The sequence below is a fragment of the Paenibacillus sp. GCM10027626 genome, from assembly GCF_042676285.1.
Lineage (GTDB): Bacteria > Bacillota > Bacilli > Paenibacillales > Paenibacillaceae > Paenibacillus_Z.
The window spans coordinates 75,459-91,688 of record NZ_JBHTHC010000023.1; the positions used below are offsets into that span (position 1 = coordinate 75,459).

A 16,230-nucleotide genomic window follows, 5' to 3' on the forward strand; every position below is an offset into this window, starting at 1 on the left:
TTTTCAGAGTTAGAAGTGTCTTTCGATAGTATAGCTGGGGAAGTCCCCGCGGAATACACCAAAACTGTACTCAAGCGGCGTATTGTCCGCCAGGTAGGTGAACGTCTTGACTTGCAGGCAGGGGACGCCTTCCTTGATGCCAAGCAGCTTTTTTGCCATCTTATCGGCCAATATGGGCTTGAGCTGTTCTATCGAGCGATGTGCTTTCAAATTATGCTTCGTCTCCAGGAAGGTGAATAGCGAGCCGTCTGTAAAATCATTCACAAGGCCGGGAGCCAGGTTCCAGGCGATGTAGGTATGCTCGTAAAGAAGCGGCTCATTGTCGGCATAGCGGACCCTAAGCAGCTGACTGACCGGGGCATCCTGCGGAACTTGAAGAAACTCATTCAAGGGCGTTGCCGCCGGAATAACCTTGGCCTCGATAATTTTGCTTGTCGGCTCTTTTCCCTGCATCAGTACGTCTTCGGTGAAGCTGCGTGTCTGAATGAGTTGAAGCTCTTTACGCTTGACGAAGGTGCCCTTCCCCTGGATCCGCTCCAGAATGCCTTGCACTTCCAGCTCGCTAAGGGCAAGGCGGATCGTCGTGCGGCTGGCGCTATATAATTCACAAAGGGCTGCTTCCGTAGGCAGCTTCTGCCCGACTGTGTAGACGCCTGATTGGATTTGTTTGAGTAATTGCTCCTTAATATTAAAGTATAAAGAGTTGTTTGTTCTCTTTGTCATTACAAATTCCCTCCGACAATAGACTGGACTCATTATAACATAGACAATATTAGGAGCGAAACGTTAGTTTTTAACATGGAATAAGGTGTGGACGCCTCAGTGGAAACATATTGACATTCGAAGTGATGAATATTAGTATTCATATATTGGTAGTAACAAATTTTAAGAGTTGTTCTATAATCTTACTTTATCCATTTAAAGGGCAATGTGCAGTTATACAGCAAAGGGGGATCAGCATGTATCTTGCGGGAATCGATGGCGGAGGAAGTAAAACGTTCGCCATCATTACGAATGAGCATGGCGTCGTGATGGGGTCGGGATTGTCGGGCTGTGGCAATCATCAGATGATTGGCGCTTCGGCGGCGCTAGCAAATATGCGAAAGGCGCTTGTGCAGGCGATGCATCAGGCGGAAATTTGTGAGGAAGAACTGGCCTTCGTCCAATTTGGTTTGGCCGGCGCGGATCGGCCTTTTGATTTGGAACTGCTCCAGCCGGAGATCTCCAGGCAGTTCCAGGTCAGTCAGTGGGATATTGTGTGCGACACGATGGAGGGGCTGCGCATCGGGAGTCCGGACTATACGGGCGTCGTGCTCGTATGCGGGAGCAATACGAATGCGGCCGGTCGAAACCGCGAAGGTACGGTCGTTCAAGTCGGCGGCTTCGACGAGCTCTTCGGCGACCGGGCAGGCGGCTATTATTTGGCCCGGCAAGCTTTTGGCCGTACGATCCGCTCATGGGATGGCAGGGAGCCTTACAGTGAACTGGTGAGGATGGTGCCCGAAGGGCTGGGATTTACCGGTATGGAAGCCATGATACAGCGTTGTTTGGACGATGATATAAGCGAAGCGCCGCTGGAACTGGTAATGATTGTACATGAGGCTGCCCGGAAAGGCGACTGGCTGTCCTGTCAGCTGCTGACCGAGATGGGGCGGGAGCTCGGCAAGTCGGCCGCAGCTGTCATTCGCAAGCTGGGCGGCTTCAAGGGGGAAACGGTACCGGTCGTACTGACGGGGAGCATTTTGCAAAATGGCCGCAGCCCGCTGCTGTTAGATGCTCTAAAAGAAGAAGCCGGCACGGTGCATGCGGACTGCTCGTTCATCATCCCGGCGCTTGCCCCGGTTTTCGGCGCGGTGCTGCTGGCAATGGACCGGCTTGGCCTTCCTGTTACGGATAAAGTTATCGCGAATTACGAACAATTTGGGGGAGATCAGCATGAAAACTAAACCGCTTAAAATCGCTGTTATTGGCGGAGGCTCTTCTTATACGCCTGAGCTTATTGAAGGTTTAATCCGTTATCATGACGTATTTCCGGTTTCCGAGCTGTATCTGGCCGATGTTGCGCAGGGGGAAGAAAAGCTCCGTATTATTGGCGAACTGGCACAGCGCATGATCACCGCAAGCGGCAAGCCTATCAAGCTGCATGTTACGCTTGACCGCCGGGAAGCGATTCGCGGCGCCCAGTTTGTATCTACGCAAATTCGGGTCGGTATGCTCGATGCGCGTTCGCGGGACGAAAAGATCCCGCTGTCGTATCAGCTAATCGGCCAGGAGACGACAGGTGCGGGCGGTTTTGCCAAAGCGCTGCGTACGATTCCCGTCATTCTTGACATTTGCCGCGAGATGGAGGAACTGGCTCCGGATGCTTTTTTGGTCAACTTCACTAACCCGGCCGGTATTGTAACGGAAGCGGTCTCGAAATATTCCAGTATTCGCAGCGTCGGCTTGTGCAATCTGCCAATCAGTACCAAGATGCAAATCGCAGAGCTGTACGGCGTTGACGTGTCGGAGCTGTTCGTCGAGATGGCAGGCATTAATCATCTGAATTGGACGACGCGGCTCGTCATTAACGGTAAAGACCAGACGGCGGACTTTTTGGAGCGGGTGGCAGGCGCCAGCGGCATTTCGATGAAAAATATTCCTGATTTAGAGTGGGATGCGGCGTTCATCCGTTCATTGGGGGCGCTCCCATGCGCTTACCACCGGTACTACTACATGAAGGATGAGATGTTCCGCGAAATGTGTATCAAACATCGGGAGACGGGCAGAACAAGAGCGGATGATGTGAAGGAAGTGGAAGCTGAGCTGTTCGAGCTGTACAAACAGCCTGAACTTGCGTCGAAGCCACCGCAGCTGGAGAAGCGCGGAGGAGCTTATTATTCGGAGGCGGCGGTGCAACTGATGAAATCGATCTACAATGATACCGGCGACATTCAGGTTGTGAATGTGCGTAACAACGGCATCATCGCCTGCCTGCCCGACGACGTCGCGATTGAAGTGAATTGTGTGATTAAGAGCGACGGGCCGCATCCTTTGGCGCTAAGCAAGCCGCTGCCGCCGCAAATTCGCGGGCTGCTGCAAGTGGTAAAGGCTTACGAGGAACTAACGGTAGAAGCTGCCGTGCATGGCGATTATCGCGCCGCCCTGCAAGCGCTAACCGTACATCCGCTGGTTGGTGACGAGCAGGTGGCAAAGGCGGTACTGGAAGAGATTCTCCGTGCAAATGCGGATTATTTGCCGCAGTTCAGCACAGCCGAGAGCAGCATATAAACGGAATTGTCAATTCGGTAAACAAATTACCCCCTCCCTTCGGTAATGATTGGCGGGCAGTTGCACCCCTTAGAATGACATTGGAATCAACCTCTGGTTAATCCGATGAAATTCTGGGGGGTGCATTTTTTTGCTCCATCACCTTAGTGTCCATCACTATAAAAATATGTTCGCCGGCATATAGTTCATAACTCCTCGACACCTCCGCTCTATTTTTATATTGTTATTACCACACACCCTTCCTTCCCTTTCATGATATAGTTTGGTTATAAAAAAATGGGCTCGTCAAGAAATCTTAGAGGTGAACTGCATGTTTTTTTCGTTGAACAGCCATTTGCACTTGGAAGTGACGATGCATACGAAATACCGGAAAGAGAGGTGGGGATAACATGTTTCGGATCCTGTGGAGAAATTCGATTATCAGCAAGCTGCTGCTCATCTTCCTTCTGATCCTCATTCCGTTGTTCTCACTCGGAATCGTGCTTTACAGCTGGGGCATCGGCGCGGTCAAGACTCAGCTGTCAGGTTCGATCCGCGCCTCTCTCGAGTCGGTGCTAGACAATTTCGACCAGGACGTCCAGCGAACGCAGTCCCTCTTGTTCGAAACTCTGATGAACGATGAGGATTTGGCTATGCTGGCACTGTTTCCCCAATCTGCAGCGGAATATTCGGAATACGAGAAATTCCAAATGGTCGGACGGCTGAAAAAGCAGCTTCTCGCCGTCAGAAACAGCAATCGCTATATTTCGGACGTCCGCATTCACATCCCGCTGCTTGACCGGACGTTATCCGCATCAGCCTGGCCGGAGAACTTTCGCCAGCAAGAGTACGATGCCTTCTTGGAGCACGGCGACCGGTCGCGAATGTTCTATCGGGACAATCGCCCCTACATCGTCATGAAGGCGTTTGAACAGCAGACGGACAAGACCCGCCCATACTTCATGATCGTCGTCGAGTTCTCGGAGAAGGAGCTGAAGGATTCTCTTCTCCCCCTCCTGCAGTACAAGAATAGCGGCGTTTTTCTTCGCGATTCGTCATCCCGCTTCTTCGTAAGCGCGACGAATTCCGATATGGGGAGAGCGGGCGAAGAAGCCTTGCGCGGCCAAATAAGCTTTCTGGATCGGGAGTCCGACATCTCCATCGCGGGCAGCAAGTACCAGGCGTTTCAGGTCCGTTCTTCCTCCCTCGGGCTGGAGGCGGTTCAATACGTGAGAGTTTCGGAGCTTTTCCAAACGATCCAAATCTATCGCATCTGGATCTGGTGTTATTCTCTGACCGGCATCCTAATTCTCGTTCTGTTCTCTCTATATGCTTTTCGGTACATTCACCAGCCGCTCGTAAAGATGGTACGATCCTTCTCCCGTGTAGAGAACGGTGACTTCAACGTCTTCATAAAGCACCATCGCAAAGACGAGTTCCAATATTTATTTACGCAATTTAACGACATGGTCAAAAACCTGAATACGCTCATCGACCAATCGTACCGGCAGAAGCTTCTCATTCAGAACGCGGAGCTGAAGCAGCTCCAGTCGCAGATTAACCCTCATTTTCTATATAACAGCCTGTTTATTCTGAATACGATGACTCGAACGGGCGATTACGATAATCTTGAGTATTTTACCATTCAACTCGGAGAGTACTTCCGATTCATGACGAAGAGCAATCACGACGATATCCCGCTCTTGGAAGAAATCCGCCATGCACGCACCTACGCGGACATCCAAAGCTTGCGGTTTGGAAGCCGTATCAAGGTCGTCTTCGACGAACTACCTCTGGTCTATGCGAACATCCGCGTTCCAAGGCTGATCGTCCAGCCCCTCATCGAGAACGCTTTCATTCACGGACTCGAGGAAATGTCCGAGAAAGGCTGGATCTCCATCACCTTCGAGAAAGAAGACGACCGCCTGGCTATCGTCGTGGAAGATAACGGGCAATCGCTGTCTGACCGGCAACTGCTAGGCGTACAAGCGATGCTGGCGGGAGAGGTCGAGGCCGGAGAGGAAGTCGGGCTGCTCAACATTCACCGAAGGCTGCAGCTTAAGTTCGGCCAGCAGGGGAAGCTGCGGCTTTCCCGCAGTCCGCAGGGCGGCCTAAAGGCAACTATTCTCATACCTACGACTAGGGAGGAAGCGGAATCATGATACGTTTACTGATCGTGGACGACGAGCCGATTATCGCGGATGGTTTGTTCGAAACGTTGCAGCAATTAACCCACCTAGAATTGGATCTCTATAAAGCTTATTCCGGAATGGATGCTATGCGCCAACTAAAGGATACCCGGTTCGATATCGTCCTTTCCGACATCCGCATGCCCGGCATGAACGGTCTGGAACTGCTTCGGCATATACGATCGACCTGGGTGGATTGCAGGGTCGTCTTCCTGACCGGCTTCAACGACTTCGACTACGTGTACGAAGCCATTCAGAATCAAGGTGTGCATTACTTGCTGAAAACGGAAGGCTACCCGAAGGTCATCTCCGTCATCGAAAGCGTCATCGACGAAATTCGGGCATCGAGACAATGGAGCGAATTGGTCTCCGGAGTGAACGAGCAGATGGAAGCGGCCAACCAAGTGCTGCAGAAGGAGTACCTTCTCCATTTATTAAATGGCGCTTCGGCCGCGGACCGAAGCGAGCAATTCGGACAATTAAAGCTGCCCCTGGATCCAGGACTGCCGATACTGCTTCTGGTAGGCAAGATCCCGGCGCTTCGGGCCGGGGAGCCGACATATACCGAGAGATCGAGAATAGGCTATTCGATTCAGCTCATTGTAGAGCGCCACCTTGCTCCCGCCATGAGAATCAAATGCGCAATCGACGACCGCAGCCGATTGGTCTGCTTCCTGCAGCCATTTGCTTCATCCGTCGAATCCGATGAGGGGAAGTCGGCGTTCGAGAAGGTTTCACTGATCGCGACGGGTATGCTGGACGTTATCCAGCAAGCGATCGAACTGGCGGTCCGGGTCCCTGTCTCCTTCGCCATCAGCGATCGGCATACCTCGTGGGAGGAGGCCGGAAGAACGTTCGCCCAGTTGCAGTACGCGCTGGATTACCGGTCTTCCATCGATTCCGAGACGATTGTGACGGTCGGCGAGACCGACGAGGGGGACGACGAACACCGGATGGACAATGAAGCGGTTCGTCTCGTCCTGAACAAAATCGGCATGATGGATGCCTACTTGGACGAAGGGCGGACAGACGAACTGCTCTCCCTGCTTGGGCAAGCGAGATCCGTCCTCTCCCGGTTGTCGCCGGGTGATACGGGGGTAGGGATGGAGGTCTATTACCGGATCACGGTTTCCCTTCTTTCTTATATCAATCGTACCGGAATCGCTAGCCGTCACGGGGACGAGATCGGCTTATCCAAGCTGTTGCGGGTGGACCAGCCGGATTCTTTGCCTTTTGCCCTCGATTATGCGACTAGATTGATTCCCTTGCTGCTCGAGCTGAGGCAGAACGAACGGGATCGAAGAGCGTCCCGGGTCATCGACCGAATCAAAGATTACATCGCAAACAACCTGGCGGGCGACGTCTCCCTGACGCGATTGGCGGACATCGTCTACTTCAACCCCGCTTACCTGTCCCGGCTGTTCAAGAAAACGACGGGAATGACGATCGTCGATTACGTCCATGAGCTTCGCATGAAGGAAGCGATCTCGCTGCTGGAAAACAGCGATATGAAGATCCAGGACATCTCGGAGGCGGTCGGCTTCACCTCCGCCACGAACTTCACAAGATTTTTCCGGAAATATGCCCGATTGACCCCTTACGAGTACCGCGAACTCATCCGCACGAAAAAGTCAAAAATGGAATAGTCTGCTCCTCCGGAGGTACGATTTTGAATATTGTGGGCACCCCATGGGTGCCTTATGCTTAATACAGAGGCTGCGCGCGCCTACTAGTTACCGGTTACGGGGGGATAGAGAATGACTAAAGTTTCTGCCAAGAAAAAAATAACGATGCTTGCAAGTCTCGCTTTATCCATATCGCTCGTATTTGTATCCGCTTGCAGCAATGGCAACGGCGGCAATGGCAATGGTGGAGCATCGGAAGCAAGCCCTTCCGCCGATTCCCCAGAAGTGGTGCAGCCCGCCGATCCATTCGAGAAATACGACCCGCCAATTGAGATTACGACCGTTAGAAGCACGAGCGCCCGCTTCAAGTTTTTGGATGGAGAATCACTGGACAATAATGCCTGGACGAGAGCTTATGAGAATGAACTCGGCATTAAAGTGAAGAACGTCTGGACGATCGACGAAGCTCAGTATCAGAACAAAATGAATGTGACGATCGCATCCGGCGACTTGCCCGACCTTATGTTCGTCTCGCCTGCGCAATTCCAGCAGCTGCTTGAGAGCGATCAAATCGAGGATCTGACGGCCGCCTATGACAAATACGCTTCCCCTTTCCTGAAAAGAATTATGGAGCAGGACGCGAACGGGCTGATGAAAAAAGCGGCGACCGTCGATGGCAGGTTGATGGGAATTACGGGTTTTGGCAGCATCGAACAAGGGACGCCGGTGATCTGGCTGCGGACGGATTGGCTGAAGGAAGCGAATCTGCCCGAGCCGACAAGTTTCGATGACATCTTGAGCATCACGGAAACTTTCACGAAGCAGCATCCCGGAGCCTATGGCATCGGCCTGAATAAGGATTTGTTTGGCGGCTTGGCGACCATCGAAGGAATCGCCAACGCCTACCACGCCTATCCCAAAATCTGGGTAAAGGATGCTTCCGGCAAACTGGTCTACGGCAGCGTTCAGCCGGAAATGAAGCAAGCACTGACCACCCTTCAGGACATGTATAAACGCGGTCTGATCGATAAGGAGTTCGGCGTCAAAGACGGCAATAAAATCGCCGAAGACATCATGAACAACAAGATCGGCCTGGTCTACGCTAATTTCTGGAACTCGCTGTGGCCGCTGCAGGAAGCGATGAATGCGAACGCGACGGGCGGCATGACGTGGAAGCCATATCCCGTTTTGTCCAAGGACGGCCAAGCTGCTTCACCCTCCACCAATATTCCGGTGAGCGGATATTATGTCATCCGCAAAGGCTACCAACATCCGGAAGCCGCGGTCAAATTAGCGAATATCCAGCTCAAAAACGCTTGGAGTGACGAGGCTCAAGCCGAGATCTACAATACGGATAAAGACCAGACGCCGTTTTACTTGTATCCGGTCATCAACATGGAGCCGCCCAGCAAAAACTTGGAAGCCGGAATCGCGGTTACGGAAGCTTACCAGGCTAAAGACTTTTCCAAGCTGAACGAAGAACAGAAAGGCTATTACGACAACGTCGTGGCCTATCTGGATAACAAAGACATCAAGAGCTTCGGCAACGCCTTGATCTTTGGGCCAGGCGGCTCCGAGATGGAAGTGCTGAAGAAATACGTTGAAGGCAGCATGATGAAGATCGGTGAATTCTACGGCGCGCCCGTGCCCACGCAGCAGACGAAGCAGGCGACGCTCGACAAGCTCGAACTGGAGACGTTCACCAAGATCATCGTAGGAGAAAGCTCCGTGGACGAATTCGACCGTTTCGTGGAGAAGTGGAACAAGCTCGGCGGGGATCAGATTACGAACGAGATTAACGAGTGGAAAGCCACTCATTAGCCTAACGTTAACGAGAAGGGGGAAAGCCGTCACCATCGCGGCGCTCCCCCTTCCCGTTAATAGACATCGCAAGGAGGAATGCAGAAATGAAAGGCTCATTGAGCCGGGAACTGCCTTTCCACATCATGGTCTGGCCCGGCTTGCTGGTGGTTCTTATCTTCAGTTATGTGCCCATGGCGGGCATTGTAATCGCTTTTGAGAAATTTATTCCGTCCAAGGGAATCTTTGGTTCCCCGTGGGTCGGCTTCGATAATTTCCGTTTTCTGTTCGAGCAGCCGGACTTCGCCCAGATCATCCGGAACACAGTCGTCATCGCCGTCGCGAAGATAGTCTCGGGTTTGATCGCCTCGATCGGCTTTGCGCTGTTGCTGAACGAATTGGGCAAAGCTTTCTTCAAGAGAACGATCCAGACGCTCGTCTATTTGCCCCACTTTCTGTCCTGGATCATCCTTGGCGGCATTCTGATCGATATTTTATCCCCGTCGTCAGGGGTCGTCAGTTGGGCGTTCAGCCTGCTTGGCATAAAGTCTCCCTTTTTCCTGGGCAGCTCTTCATGGTTCCCGTTTACGCTTGTTCTTTCCGACGTATGGAAGGAATTCGGGTTCGGTGCGATCGTCTACTTGGCGGCACTGACCTCCATCGATCCGACCCATTATGAGGCGGCGGTCATCGATGGGGCGAACCGGTGGCGCCAGACCTGGCATGTCACCCTCCCGGGGATCGCGCCGATCGTCGTGCTGATGGTCACCCTCAGCTTGGGCAACGTCCTTAACGCCGGGTTTGACCAAGTGTTCATCCTGCTTAATCCGAGCGTGATGGACACCGGGGATATCATCGACACCTGGGTATACCGAATGGGGCTGGTCAACGCGCAATACGGACTGGCGACCGCAGTTGGCCTATTCAAATCGGTCATTTCCAGCGTCTTGATCATCACCTCGTTCGTCTTGGCGTCGAAATTCGCCAATTACCGGGTTTTTTAAGGGGGGAGAAAATGACGCGGTTATCTTTCGGAAGAAAGCTATTTTTGACATTAGACTATACGTTTCTCATTGGACTGGCCATTCTGTGCTTGCTGCCGCTAGTCAACGTTCTGGCGATCTCGTTCAGCTCCAGCACGGCGGCAACCGCCAACCTTGTGAAGTTCTGGCCTATCGACTTTAATTTGAAATCTTATACGTATGCTTTGAGTAAGCCCGAATTTTCGGCGGCCTACTGGGTTTCGTTCAAGCGGATTCTGATCGGAACTCCGGTGAACATCATTCTGACGATGCTCGTCGCCTATCCGCTGTCCAAGGACGACAAACTGTTCCGGTGGCGCAAGTATTACTCCTGGGCGTTCATCTTCACGATGCTGTTCAACGGCGGGCTTATCCCTTGGTACATGACCGTCAAGACGCTGGGGTTGCTCGATACGTTCTGGGCACTCGTCCTTCCCGGTGCGGTGCCGGTGTTCAGCGTTATCCTGCTGCTCAACTTCTTCCGCGGCATCCCGAAGGAAATCGAAGAAGCTGCACTGATCGACGGCTGCAGCCATTGGAAAATTCTCTGGCAAATCTTCCTGCCGTTATCGGCTCCGGCTATCGCCACGATTACTTTATTCGCGTTGGTCGGACATTGGAATTCCTGGTTCGACGGCTTGATCCTGATGAACAAGACCGAGCATTATCCGCTGCAAAGCTACTTACAGACGCTGGTCATCAGCTTCGATCTGAAAATTATGAACGTCAAGGAAGCAGAACTGCTCTCCCATATCAACAACCGGACGCTGAAGGCCTCGCAGATTTTCCTCGCGGCTCTCCCGATCATGTTGACTTATCCGTTCCTGCAGAAGTATTTCATGAAAGGGATCGTACTGGGGAGCGTAAAAGGATAAGACTTGGAATTCAGAGGCTCTAACGGTTCCGGCACTGTAAAGAGCCCGCTGCCGATTGTTGGGGGTAGGGGCTCTTTAATCCGATAAAGATTGGAAATAGTCAGGACGACTGACGCATATGACCTTCTTGTAAAAGGGGGATGGCATTTAGGAAGAACGAAAGCAGGCTTTTCGTTTGGACCTATGGCATTCCCCGTTGTCGTCGTTTCACTACCATGAATAAGTTCCGCACCTATTTCACTTTGTTTAAAACTTTGTCCCGGTACTTCTGGAATCGCTCCCATGATTCCTCTGCTTGATCAGGTTGTTTAAAATCAATATAGGCACAGTCAGATGTATCGAGTGCATATGCGTCCAGCGTCTTACAAACCAGTTGGATGGTATTCATCACAGTTCCTCCGCCCCTGATATGCAGCATAATGGAATCCACAATCTCCTCGTCTCCTGTGTTAAACTCGATCGAGTAACCTTCGTCATTCAAGATTCCCCACGCTTCATCCCGATAATCCAAATTAGGAATACATTGCGTCAATTTTTCGATGATTTCATCCCGTTTGCCGAGAGGCGCAATATCTGGTTGATTCTCCCCTGGTGTGTCGAAATCATATTTCTCTTTCATGATGAGAACATCCCAGCTCATTAGTGTTCACTCCTGCTTTTCCAATTTTATTCAGTTTACCACTGGTTTTCTCTGGCTGTAAAGCAGGTTCAAGGACAAGAGTATTAAGGAAGAGGGAACGGTTTCATAGCGAGAATCATGCGCCGCGGCGGATTTTTCCCGATGAACCCGTTAAGCTGAGCCGTATCATAAGTGACGGCAAGTTTCTAACCGGCCTAACGCCCAGGATATTATGAAGGAAGTACTATACTTTTGCCGAATATTGACATCCTCCCCCGCCTACGCTTTGCTTAGAGGCAGGGGATTCCCCTTATTCACTCATTAGCGAGAAGCAGGTTCAGTTACCGTTACCTTAGGAATTTGTTCCATGATCACAGAAGAGGTTCTTACTCTCGCTTCTGTATCCAAGCAAACTCCGGGGTTCAGTTCCGTCCATGTTGAACGTCTTTGGTGTGACGGATAGAACTTCTCGGTTAGGTATTCAGCACAGTCAGGTGCCTTATGCAAGGTATCTAGCCCTGCACAACGGCTTTTACGCCGTCGTTTTGTCTTATATGACAAGTGATGGTCTGCGGGCTATGACGAAGGCGGCATTGATGTCCGCGTTATCGTGATAGCCGCAAGAGCATTGGAATTGATCTTTCCTGCGATGGTTTTTCCGAATGATTCCACATTGACTGCATTCCTGAGAGGTTTTATAGGGATTCACCTTTTCCACGTTTAGCTCGGCTAATGCGGCTTTATAGGTGATCTTTTGTTCCAAATCATAGAACGCCCAGGCATGAATATTGCGATCTGCACGCTTCCAATATTTCTTCATCGAACGGATGCGGCTCAGGTCTTCCAGTTGATGATGGACGCCCCGCTCACACTCGCAAATTGCACGATACTTTTGGCCATGACATGGTTCCAATATTGCATCATGCGCCGTTCTTTATGTTCGAGTCGTTTGAGCGCTTTCATATTTTTCGCTTGCTGGATTTCCCTTCGCAAACGGGCATACCGCCTACGGATATGGCCGATACGTTTGCCGTTAAAGGTCAGGTATCTCCCCGTATCGGCATCGGCAGCAACCGCAATGAGGCGTAATCCGCGATCAACGCCAATCGCTTTGTTCGTTTTCGGCGATTCCTGAAGTTGAAAAGAAAGGGTGAAAGCAAAATACCACTTTCCCTTGCGCTCAAAAAGCTGCACATTCCCTTTTTTCGGTTTCGAGATTCCTTTGTAAGAAGGTTTATAGTGTTTGCTGGTTGGATCCATTTCCCCAGTCAGAAGGTAGTTCACCCAAAACAAAGCATAATCGTTGGCGCTCACAGGCACATATTTATCGATGGTTAGATGGCCTTCGATGGTAGGGATGCCGATTTTCAGGTGTCCTTGATCGAAACGGAGCCGCCAGTTCTGATTGTCAAACAGGATCGAGATGTTTGCTCGAAAGGAAGGAAAACCCTTAGTATTTGCATGCTTCCTCCAATCCTGATACCGGCTGACCGCCTGTTTTCTTGCTTCTTGAAGCAATGTGGATGGAAGTGGTATGGAACGAAGCAGGCGATCCAGCTCTGTTGCCTTACGTACTGGGACTTCTTGTAGGTACAGAAGGGCTTGGTTGCTAGCTTGTGAAAAGTGGGATCGCATGGCTCTATACATGTCTTGTTTCACCAATGTGGGCCGATACAAAGGAAGTTTGATCGTAATCGTATTCAGACTCATTTCCACCCCCTATATCTACTATTATATCAGAACATCAGTTCGGTTTCAATTAGCGAAGGGACTGCTTTAAAATCATGTCGGACGATTAAGATGGTACAGTTACCACCTTGTCCGAAGACGATTCATCTCCTACCTAAGCTTCCCCTTTGAGGAAGGAGTCTTCTCGTCTGTATTTGATAAATTTAGCGAATAGACAGATTCTGTAATGGAAATCAAAGAATGCAATTGAAAAAGGAGAATGTAGCATATGCTGAGCAAAAAAACGAATAATGCGGATGTGAGCGGTTACTGTTGCATGAGATTTCCAGTTACGGATTTGAAAAAGTCGGTAGATTTTTACTGCAATGTGTTGGGCTATGAATTGATTTCGGCAGACTATTCATTTGGAGAAGCACACGTTTCATTGAAAAATGGAAACGGTCCAGGTATATTTTTGATGGAAACCAAGCCGGAAGATATTACTCATTTGAAGTTCGAATTTCCGCATTCATTCTGGATCACAAACAGCGCGAGGCATGTGACGATGGTTGAAATGTTAACGAATGATTTGCTTGCTTTGCATGAACGGATTAAACAAGCAGGCGCCCGTATTGATAATGAACCTGTATTTACTAATGAATTCGGCTATTTCACCTTTTACGATCCTGATGGGCATTATTTTCGGGCGGTAGAAGAAAAGGCGAATATTTCAACTTAAAGCAACGAATTCATTCGACGCTCAATCGAGATTTGACCGAACATGAAAATCAGTTGATATGGGGAATATGTGAAAAAGTGAGCGTTGAACAGCAAAAGTTTCTCAGCTCCATCATCGCGGAAATTCGCAGTTCTTGAGCAGGAGCCACAAATCAATCAGACACACGATCAGAACTTGACGGAGAATAAAGGAAGAAACGACAGGAATACCGGTGCGAACCTTAAATATACCACGGGCGAGATAGCTTTCGGGCTGCGCCTTTACGCGGCGGATGTGCTCAATGCAATTTTGCGTTTTGATTATCCTTAATAGAATTACCTCCCACATCAGAAGCAGTTGAAATTCTTTAAAGCGTTAGGAAACGAAAAAGAGGCACTTAGCAGATCGCTAAATGCCTCTTTTCTGTATCTTTATCGTGAACTCAATTTGTTCGGTGGATTTGGTTCGTCGGTTAATAGTTAGAGTGATATTGTGCAGGCTACGTCCGCTTGGCGGGATGATTTACTCTTGGCTCTGGCCTTCGAACGCATTCATGTCCATGTACGCAATTTCCCAAATGTGGCCGTCCGGATCCTGGAAGCCCCACTGATACATGAATCCGTGATCTACCGGATCGCAGTACAACTTCCCTCCTATGGAGACCGCCTTGTTTACGATTTCGTCGACCTTCTCCCGGCTTTCGGCGGACAGCGCGATGGTCAACTCGGCATATTTTCCGGTGTCGACAACATCCCTTTTTGTAAACGATTTAAAGTAATCTTCCACTAGCAACATGGCAAACATGTTGTCGCCGATCACAAGGCAAGCCGCTTTTTCTTCGTCTGTGAACTGCATGTTGAACTCGAAGCCGAGCCCCGTGAAAAACGCCATCGATTTTTTTACGTCTTTCACATGCAAGTTCACAAAAATGTGGGTTGATGTCAATGCCATTTCGATCACCTCAAAAGTATTTTTGTTTTACTGCGTACACTATGCGCATCGTGTGGGGCGCTCGCCAAGCAGCTCGTCCGTCCCAGTATCATCGCGTTGAAAAACGCCTCGTTTCGAGTTGCGATTAATACTTCTCTAGCGTTCCTTTTAAGGTACATCAAATGAGACAATCTGTATTGTACGAATCGGAAGTTCTATGTTCATGCTATAATTTCGGTGAAGCCGTTTCTTGAACGGTACACCATATTTTCCGAAAAATATACTCTAGTTTCCGTTTGATGAGTGCTGCAAAGCCAATCCTGTTCAAACTATGGATTTTGTGATACATTAGCGTCAAAAAGAGGTTGCCGCTTATCGTTCTTTGTGCAATAAATCTTGGAGGTGAGATCCTCATGAACAAGCTTGCCATCGGACGCTTATCCCCACGCCTTGCTCTGAAAGAATGTATCAAAGACATTTGGGTGTTTGAGAGCAATGGAGGGCTTGCCGAAGACGAGATGCAGATCATCGCGCCCAACGGCTCCGTGAAGTTGATCTTGTACTATGAGGGGCATGTTGCTGCGGTCCGGACCGGCGGCCATTCGTTTCTGATGCCGAGACATCGGCTGTTCGTCGCAGGGGTCTCCGACTGCCCTACTATCGCTGATTTCAATCGAGGCAAGCCGTTCGGCTGCATCAGTATCGAACTCAATCCCGCTGCCGCATATCGTTTGCTCGCCGTTCCGCAACATGAATTGCGCAATGTAATCGTGCCATTTGGCGAGCTTATCGGCACATTGGCTGCAAGCATGCTGGAAGAGCGGATGTATCTGGCGTCGAGTCCGGCGCATAAGGCAGTTCTGCTTCAAGAATACCTGACTGGGGCACTCACGCGGACGGAGAGGGACACGACATTCGAACACGGCGCAGCCGCTATCATGAACGCGCACGGCCTGATCTCGATGGCTGCGCTTTCGCACGAGACGGGACGAAGCGATCGGTGGCTTCGTGCCAAGTTTGCGGAGCGGCTGGGCATCAGCCCCAAAACATTCGCCTCGATCGTTCGCTTCCAATCGAGCTTCCAGGCGTTGCTCCGAGACAAGCGCGGCTTCCTGCAAAGCAGACACTTCAACGATCGCTATTACGATCAAGCGCACTTCATAAAGGAATTCAAACGATTCATAGGACACTCGCCAGCCAGGTATACGACGCTGCAAAACGAGGTGGGCGAGATCATCTACGTATAGACTCTTTCAAAAAAAGGCGTGATGGAATAAATCCACCATGCTTTTTTTGTTGTATGGCAGTAGGGGGCACCAAAAAGAGAAGCGGCCCAAGCATCAGGTATATATAAGGAAGCGTCCGATTCCGATGATCCGATGGACAAAATCGAATCAGCACCAAGATACTTTCATGCGGTAAGTGGGCTGATAGTAGAAAGAGTAAAAAATTTGCCCCCGCTTGTAAAATAATGATCCGACGACAATCGGACGGCTGGGTACTATGATGAGATTGAAAGATCATGAAAAAGGAGG

General features: G+C 50.4%; 14 protein-coding genes. 9 read left to right on the top strand and 5 right to left on the bottom strand.

Annotation, left to right across the window (positions count from 1 at the left end):
- Positions 1 to 9: 9 nt before the first annotated feature.
- Positions 10 to 723: a GntR family transcriptional regulator gene (locus ACFQ0N_RS31105; protein WP_379333843.1), complete on the bottom strand. Its 714-nt coding sequence runs from the start codon at positions 721 to 723 to the stop codon at positions 10 to 12.
- Positions 724 to 959: 236 nt separating this feature from the next.
- Between ACFQ0N_RS31105 and ACFQ0N_RS31110 the strand changes: the two genes are divergently transcribed.
- The 7 genes from ACFQ0N_RS31110 to ACFQ0N_RS31140 all read left to right on the top strand — a co-directional run bounded on the left by ACFQ0N_RS31110 (position 960) and on the right by ACFQ0N_RS31140 (position 10,760).
- Positions 960 to 1,946 carry an N-acetylglucosamine kinase gene (locus ACFQ0N_RS31110; RefSeq protein ID WP_379333845.1) on the top strand — a complete coding sequence of 329 codons (987 nt, stop codon included), beginning with the start codon at positions 960 to 962 and terminating at the stop codon, positions 1,944 to 1,946.
- Positions 1,936 to 3,270: a 6-phospho-beta-glucosidase gene (locus tag ACFQ0N_RS31115; RefSeq protein ID WP_379333847.1), complete on the top strand. Its 1,335-nt coding sequence runs from the start codon at positions 1,936 to 1,938 to the stop codon at positions 3,268 to 3,270. The genes ACFQ0N_RS31110 and ACFQ0N_RS31115 overlap by 11 nt, the downstream gene beginning before the upstream one ends.
- A 389-nt stretch (positions 3,271 to 3,659) precedes the next feature.
- Complete coding sequence (locus tag ACFQ0N_RS31120) at positions 3,660 to 5,411, top strand: sensor histidine kinase (protein ID WP_379333849.1); 1,752 nt, start codon at positions 3,660 to 3,662, stop codon at positions 5,409 to 5,411.
- Positions 5,408 to 7,084: a helix-turn-helix domain-containing protein gene (locus ACFQ0N_RS31125; protein WP_379333851.1), complete on the top strand. Its 1,677-nt coding sequence runs from the start codon at positions 5,408 to 5,410 to the stop codon at positions 7,082 to 7,084. The genes ACFQ0N_RS31120 and ACFQ0N_RS31125 overlap by 4 nt, the downstream gene beginning before the upstream one ends.
- A 111-nt stretch (positions 7,085 to 7,195) precedes the next feature.
- Entirely contained in the window at positions 7,196 to 8,884 is a 1,689-nt protein-coding gene (locus tag ACFQ0N_RS31130; protein WP_379333853.1) for an extracellular solute-binding protein, read from the top strand.
- An 86-nt stretch (positions 8,885 to 8,970) separates the two neighbouring features.
- Entirely contained in the window at positions 8,971 to 9,867 is an 897-nt protein-coding gene (locus ACFQ0N_RS31135) for an ABC transporter permease (protein ID WP_379333855.1), read from the top strand.
- Positions 9,868 to 9,878: 11 nt separating this feature from the next.
- Positions 9,879 to 10,760 carry a carbohydrate ABC transporter permease gene (locus ACFQ0N_RS31140; RefSeq protein WP_379333857.1) on the top strand — a complete coding sequence of 294 codons (882 nt, stop codon included), beginning with the start codon at positions 9,879 to 9,881 and terminating at the stop codon, positions 10,758 to 10,760.
- 232 nt (positions 10,761 to 10,992) lie between these two features.
- On the opposite strand, the gene ACFQ0N_RS31145 is transcribed toward ACFQ0N_RS31140, so the two are convergent.
- The 3 genes from ACFQ0N_RS31145 to ACFQ0N_RS31155 form a co-directional block, all read right to left on the bottom strand.
- Positions 10,993 to 11,400, bottom strand: a complete 408-nt coding sequence (locus tag ACFQ0N_RS31145) for a hypothetical protein (protein ID WP_379333859.1) — start codon at positions 11,398 to 11,400, stop codon at positions 10,993 to 10,995.
- A 529-nt stretch (positions 11,401 to 11,929) separates the two neighbouring features.
- Positions 11,930 to 12,199, bottom strand: coding sequence for a zinc ribbon domain-containing protein (locus tag ACFQ0N_RS31150; protein ID WP_379333861.1), 270 nt, complete (start codon positions 12,197 to 12,199; stop codon positions 11,930 to 11,932).
- Between the two features lie 14 nt (positions 12,200 to 12,213).
- Positions 12,214 to 13,089: a hypothetical protein gene (locus ACFQ0N_RS31155; protein WP_379333863.1), complete on the bottom strand. Its 876-nt coding sequence runs from the start codon at positions 13,087 to 13,089 to the stop codon at positions 12,214 to 12,216.
- A 247-nt stretch (positions 13,090 to 13,336) separates the two neighbouring features.
- Between ACFQ0N_RS31155 and ACFQ0N_RS31160 the strand changes: the two genes are divergently transcribed.
- Positions 13,337 to 13,786, top strand: coding sequence for a VOC family protein (locus tag ACFQ0N_RS31160; RefSeq protein WP_379333865.1), 450 nt, complete (start codon positions 13,337 to 13,339; stop codon positions 13,784 to 13,786).
- Between the two features lie 501 nt (positions 13,787 to 14,287).
- On the opposite strand, the gene ACFQ0N_RS31165 is transcribed toward ACFQ0N_RS31160, so the two are convergent.
- The gene (locus ACFQ0N_RS31165; RefSeq protein WP_379333867.1) at positions 14,288 to 14,716 is read right to left on the bottom strand and encodes a VOC family protein; all 429 of its coding nucleotides are present in this window, start codon (positions 14,714 to 14,716) and stop codon (positions 14,288 to 14,290) included.
- A 392-nt stretch (positions 14,717 to 15,108) separates the two neighbouring features.
- On the opposite strand from ACFQ0N_RS31165, the gene ACFQ0N_RS31170 reads away from it, so the two are divergent.
- On the top strand, positions 15,109 to 15,942 hold the full coding sequence (locus tag ACFQ0N_RS31170) for a helix-turn-helix domain-containing protein (RefSeq protein WP_379333869.1): 834 nt from the start codon (positions 15,109 to 15,111) through the stop codon (positions 15,940 to 15,942).
- The last annotated feature ends 288 nt before the right edge of the window (positions 15,943 to 16,230 follow it).

Bases quoted from the DNA above. Each gene is read 5' to 3' on its own strand.
- ACFQ0N_RS31105 (WP_379333843.1), bottom strand. From the start codon at position 723: ATGACAAAGAGAACAAACAACTCTTTATACTTTAATATTAAGGAGCAA.
- ACFQ0N_RS31110 (WP_379333845.1), top strand. From the start codon at position 960: ATGTATCTTGCGGGAATCGATGGCGGAGGAAGTAAAACGTTCGCCATC.
- ACFQ0N_RS31115 (WP_379333847.1), top strand. From the start codon at position 1,936: ATGAAAACTAAACCGCTTAAAATCGCTGTTATTGGCGGAGGCTCTTCT.
- ACFQ0N_RS31120 (WP_379333849.1), top strand. From the start codon at position 3,660: ATGTTTCGGATCCTGTGGAGAAATTCGATTATCAGCAAGCTGCTGCTC.
- ACFQ0N_RS31125 (WP_379333851.1), top strand. From the start codon at position 5,408: ATGATACGTTTACTGATCGTGGACGACGAGCCGATTATCGCGGATGGT.
- ACFQ0N_RS31130 (WP_379333853.1), top strand. From the start codon at position 7,196: ATGACTAAAGTTTCTGCCAAGAAAAAAATAACGATGCTTGCAAGTCTC.
- ACFQ0N_RS31135 (WP_379333855.1), top strand. From the start codon at position 8,971: ATGAAAGGCTCATTGAGCCGGGAACTGCCTTTCCACATCATGGTCTGG.
- ACFQ0N_RS31140 (WP_379333857.1), top strand. From the start codon at position 9,879: ATGACGCGGTTATCTTTCGGAAGAAAGCTATTTTTGACATTAGACTAT.
- ACFQ0N_RS31145 (WP_379333859.1), bottom strand. From the start codon at position 11,400: ATGAGCTGGGATGTTCTCATCATGAAAGAGAAATATGATTTCGACACA.
- ACFQ0N_RS31150 (WP_379333861.1), bottom strand. From the start codon at position 12,199: ATGAAGAAATATTGGAAGCGTGCAGATCGCAATATTCATGCCTGGGCG.
- ACFQ0N_RS31155 (WP_379333863.1), bottom strand. From the start codon at position 13,089: ATGAGTCTGAATACGATTACGATCAAACTTCCTTTGTATCGGCCCACA.
- ACFQ0N_RS31160 (WP_379333865.1), top strand. From the start codon at position 13,337: ATGCTGAGCAAAAAAACGAATAATGCGGATGTGAGCGGTTACTGTTGC.
- ACFQ0N_RS31165 (WP_379333867.1), bottom strand. From the start codon at position 14,716: ATGGCATTGACATCAACCCACATTTTTGTGAACTTGCATGTGAAAGAC.
- ACFQ0N_RS31170 (WP_379333869.1), top strand. From the start codon at position 15,109: ATGAACAAGCTTGCCATCGGACGCTTATCCCCACGCCTTGCTCTGAAA.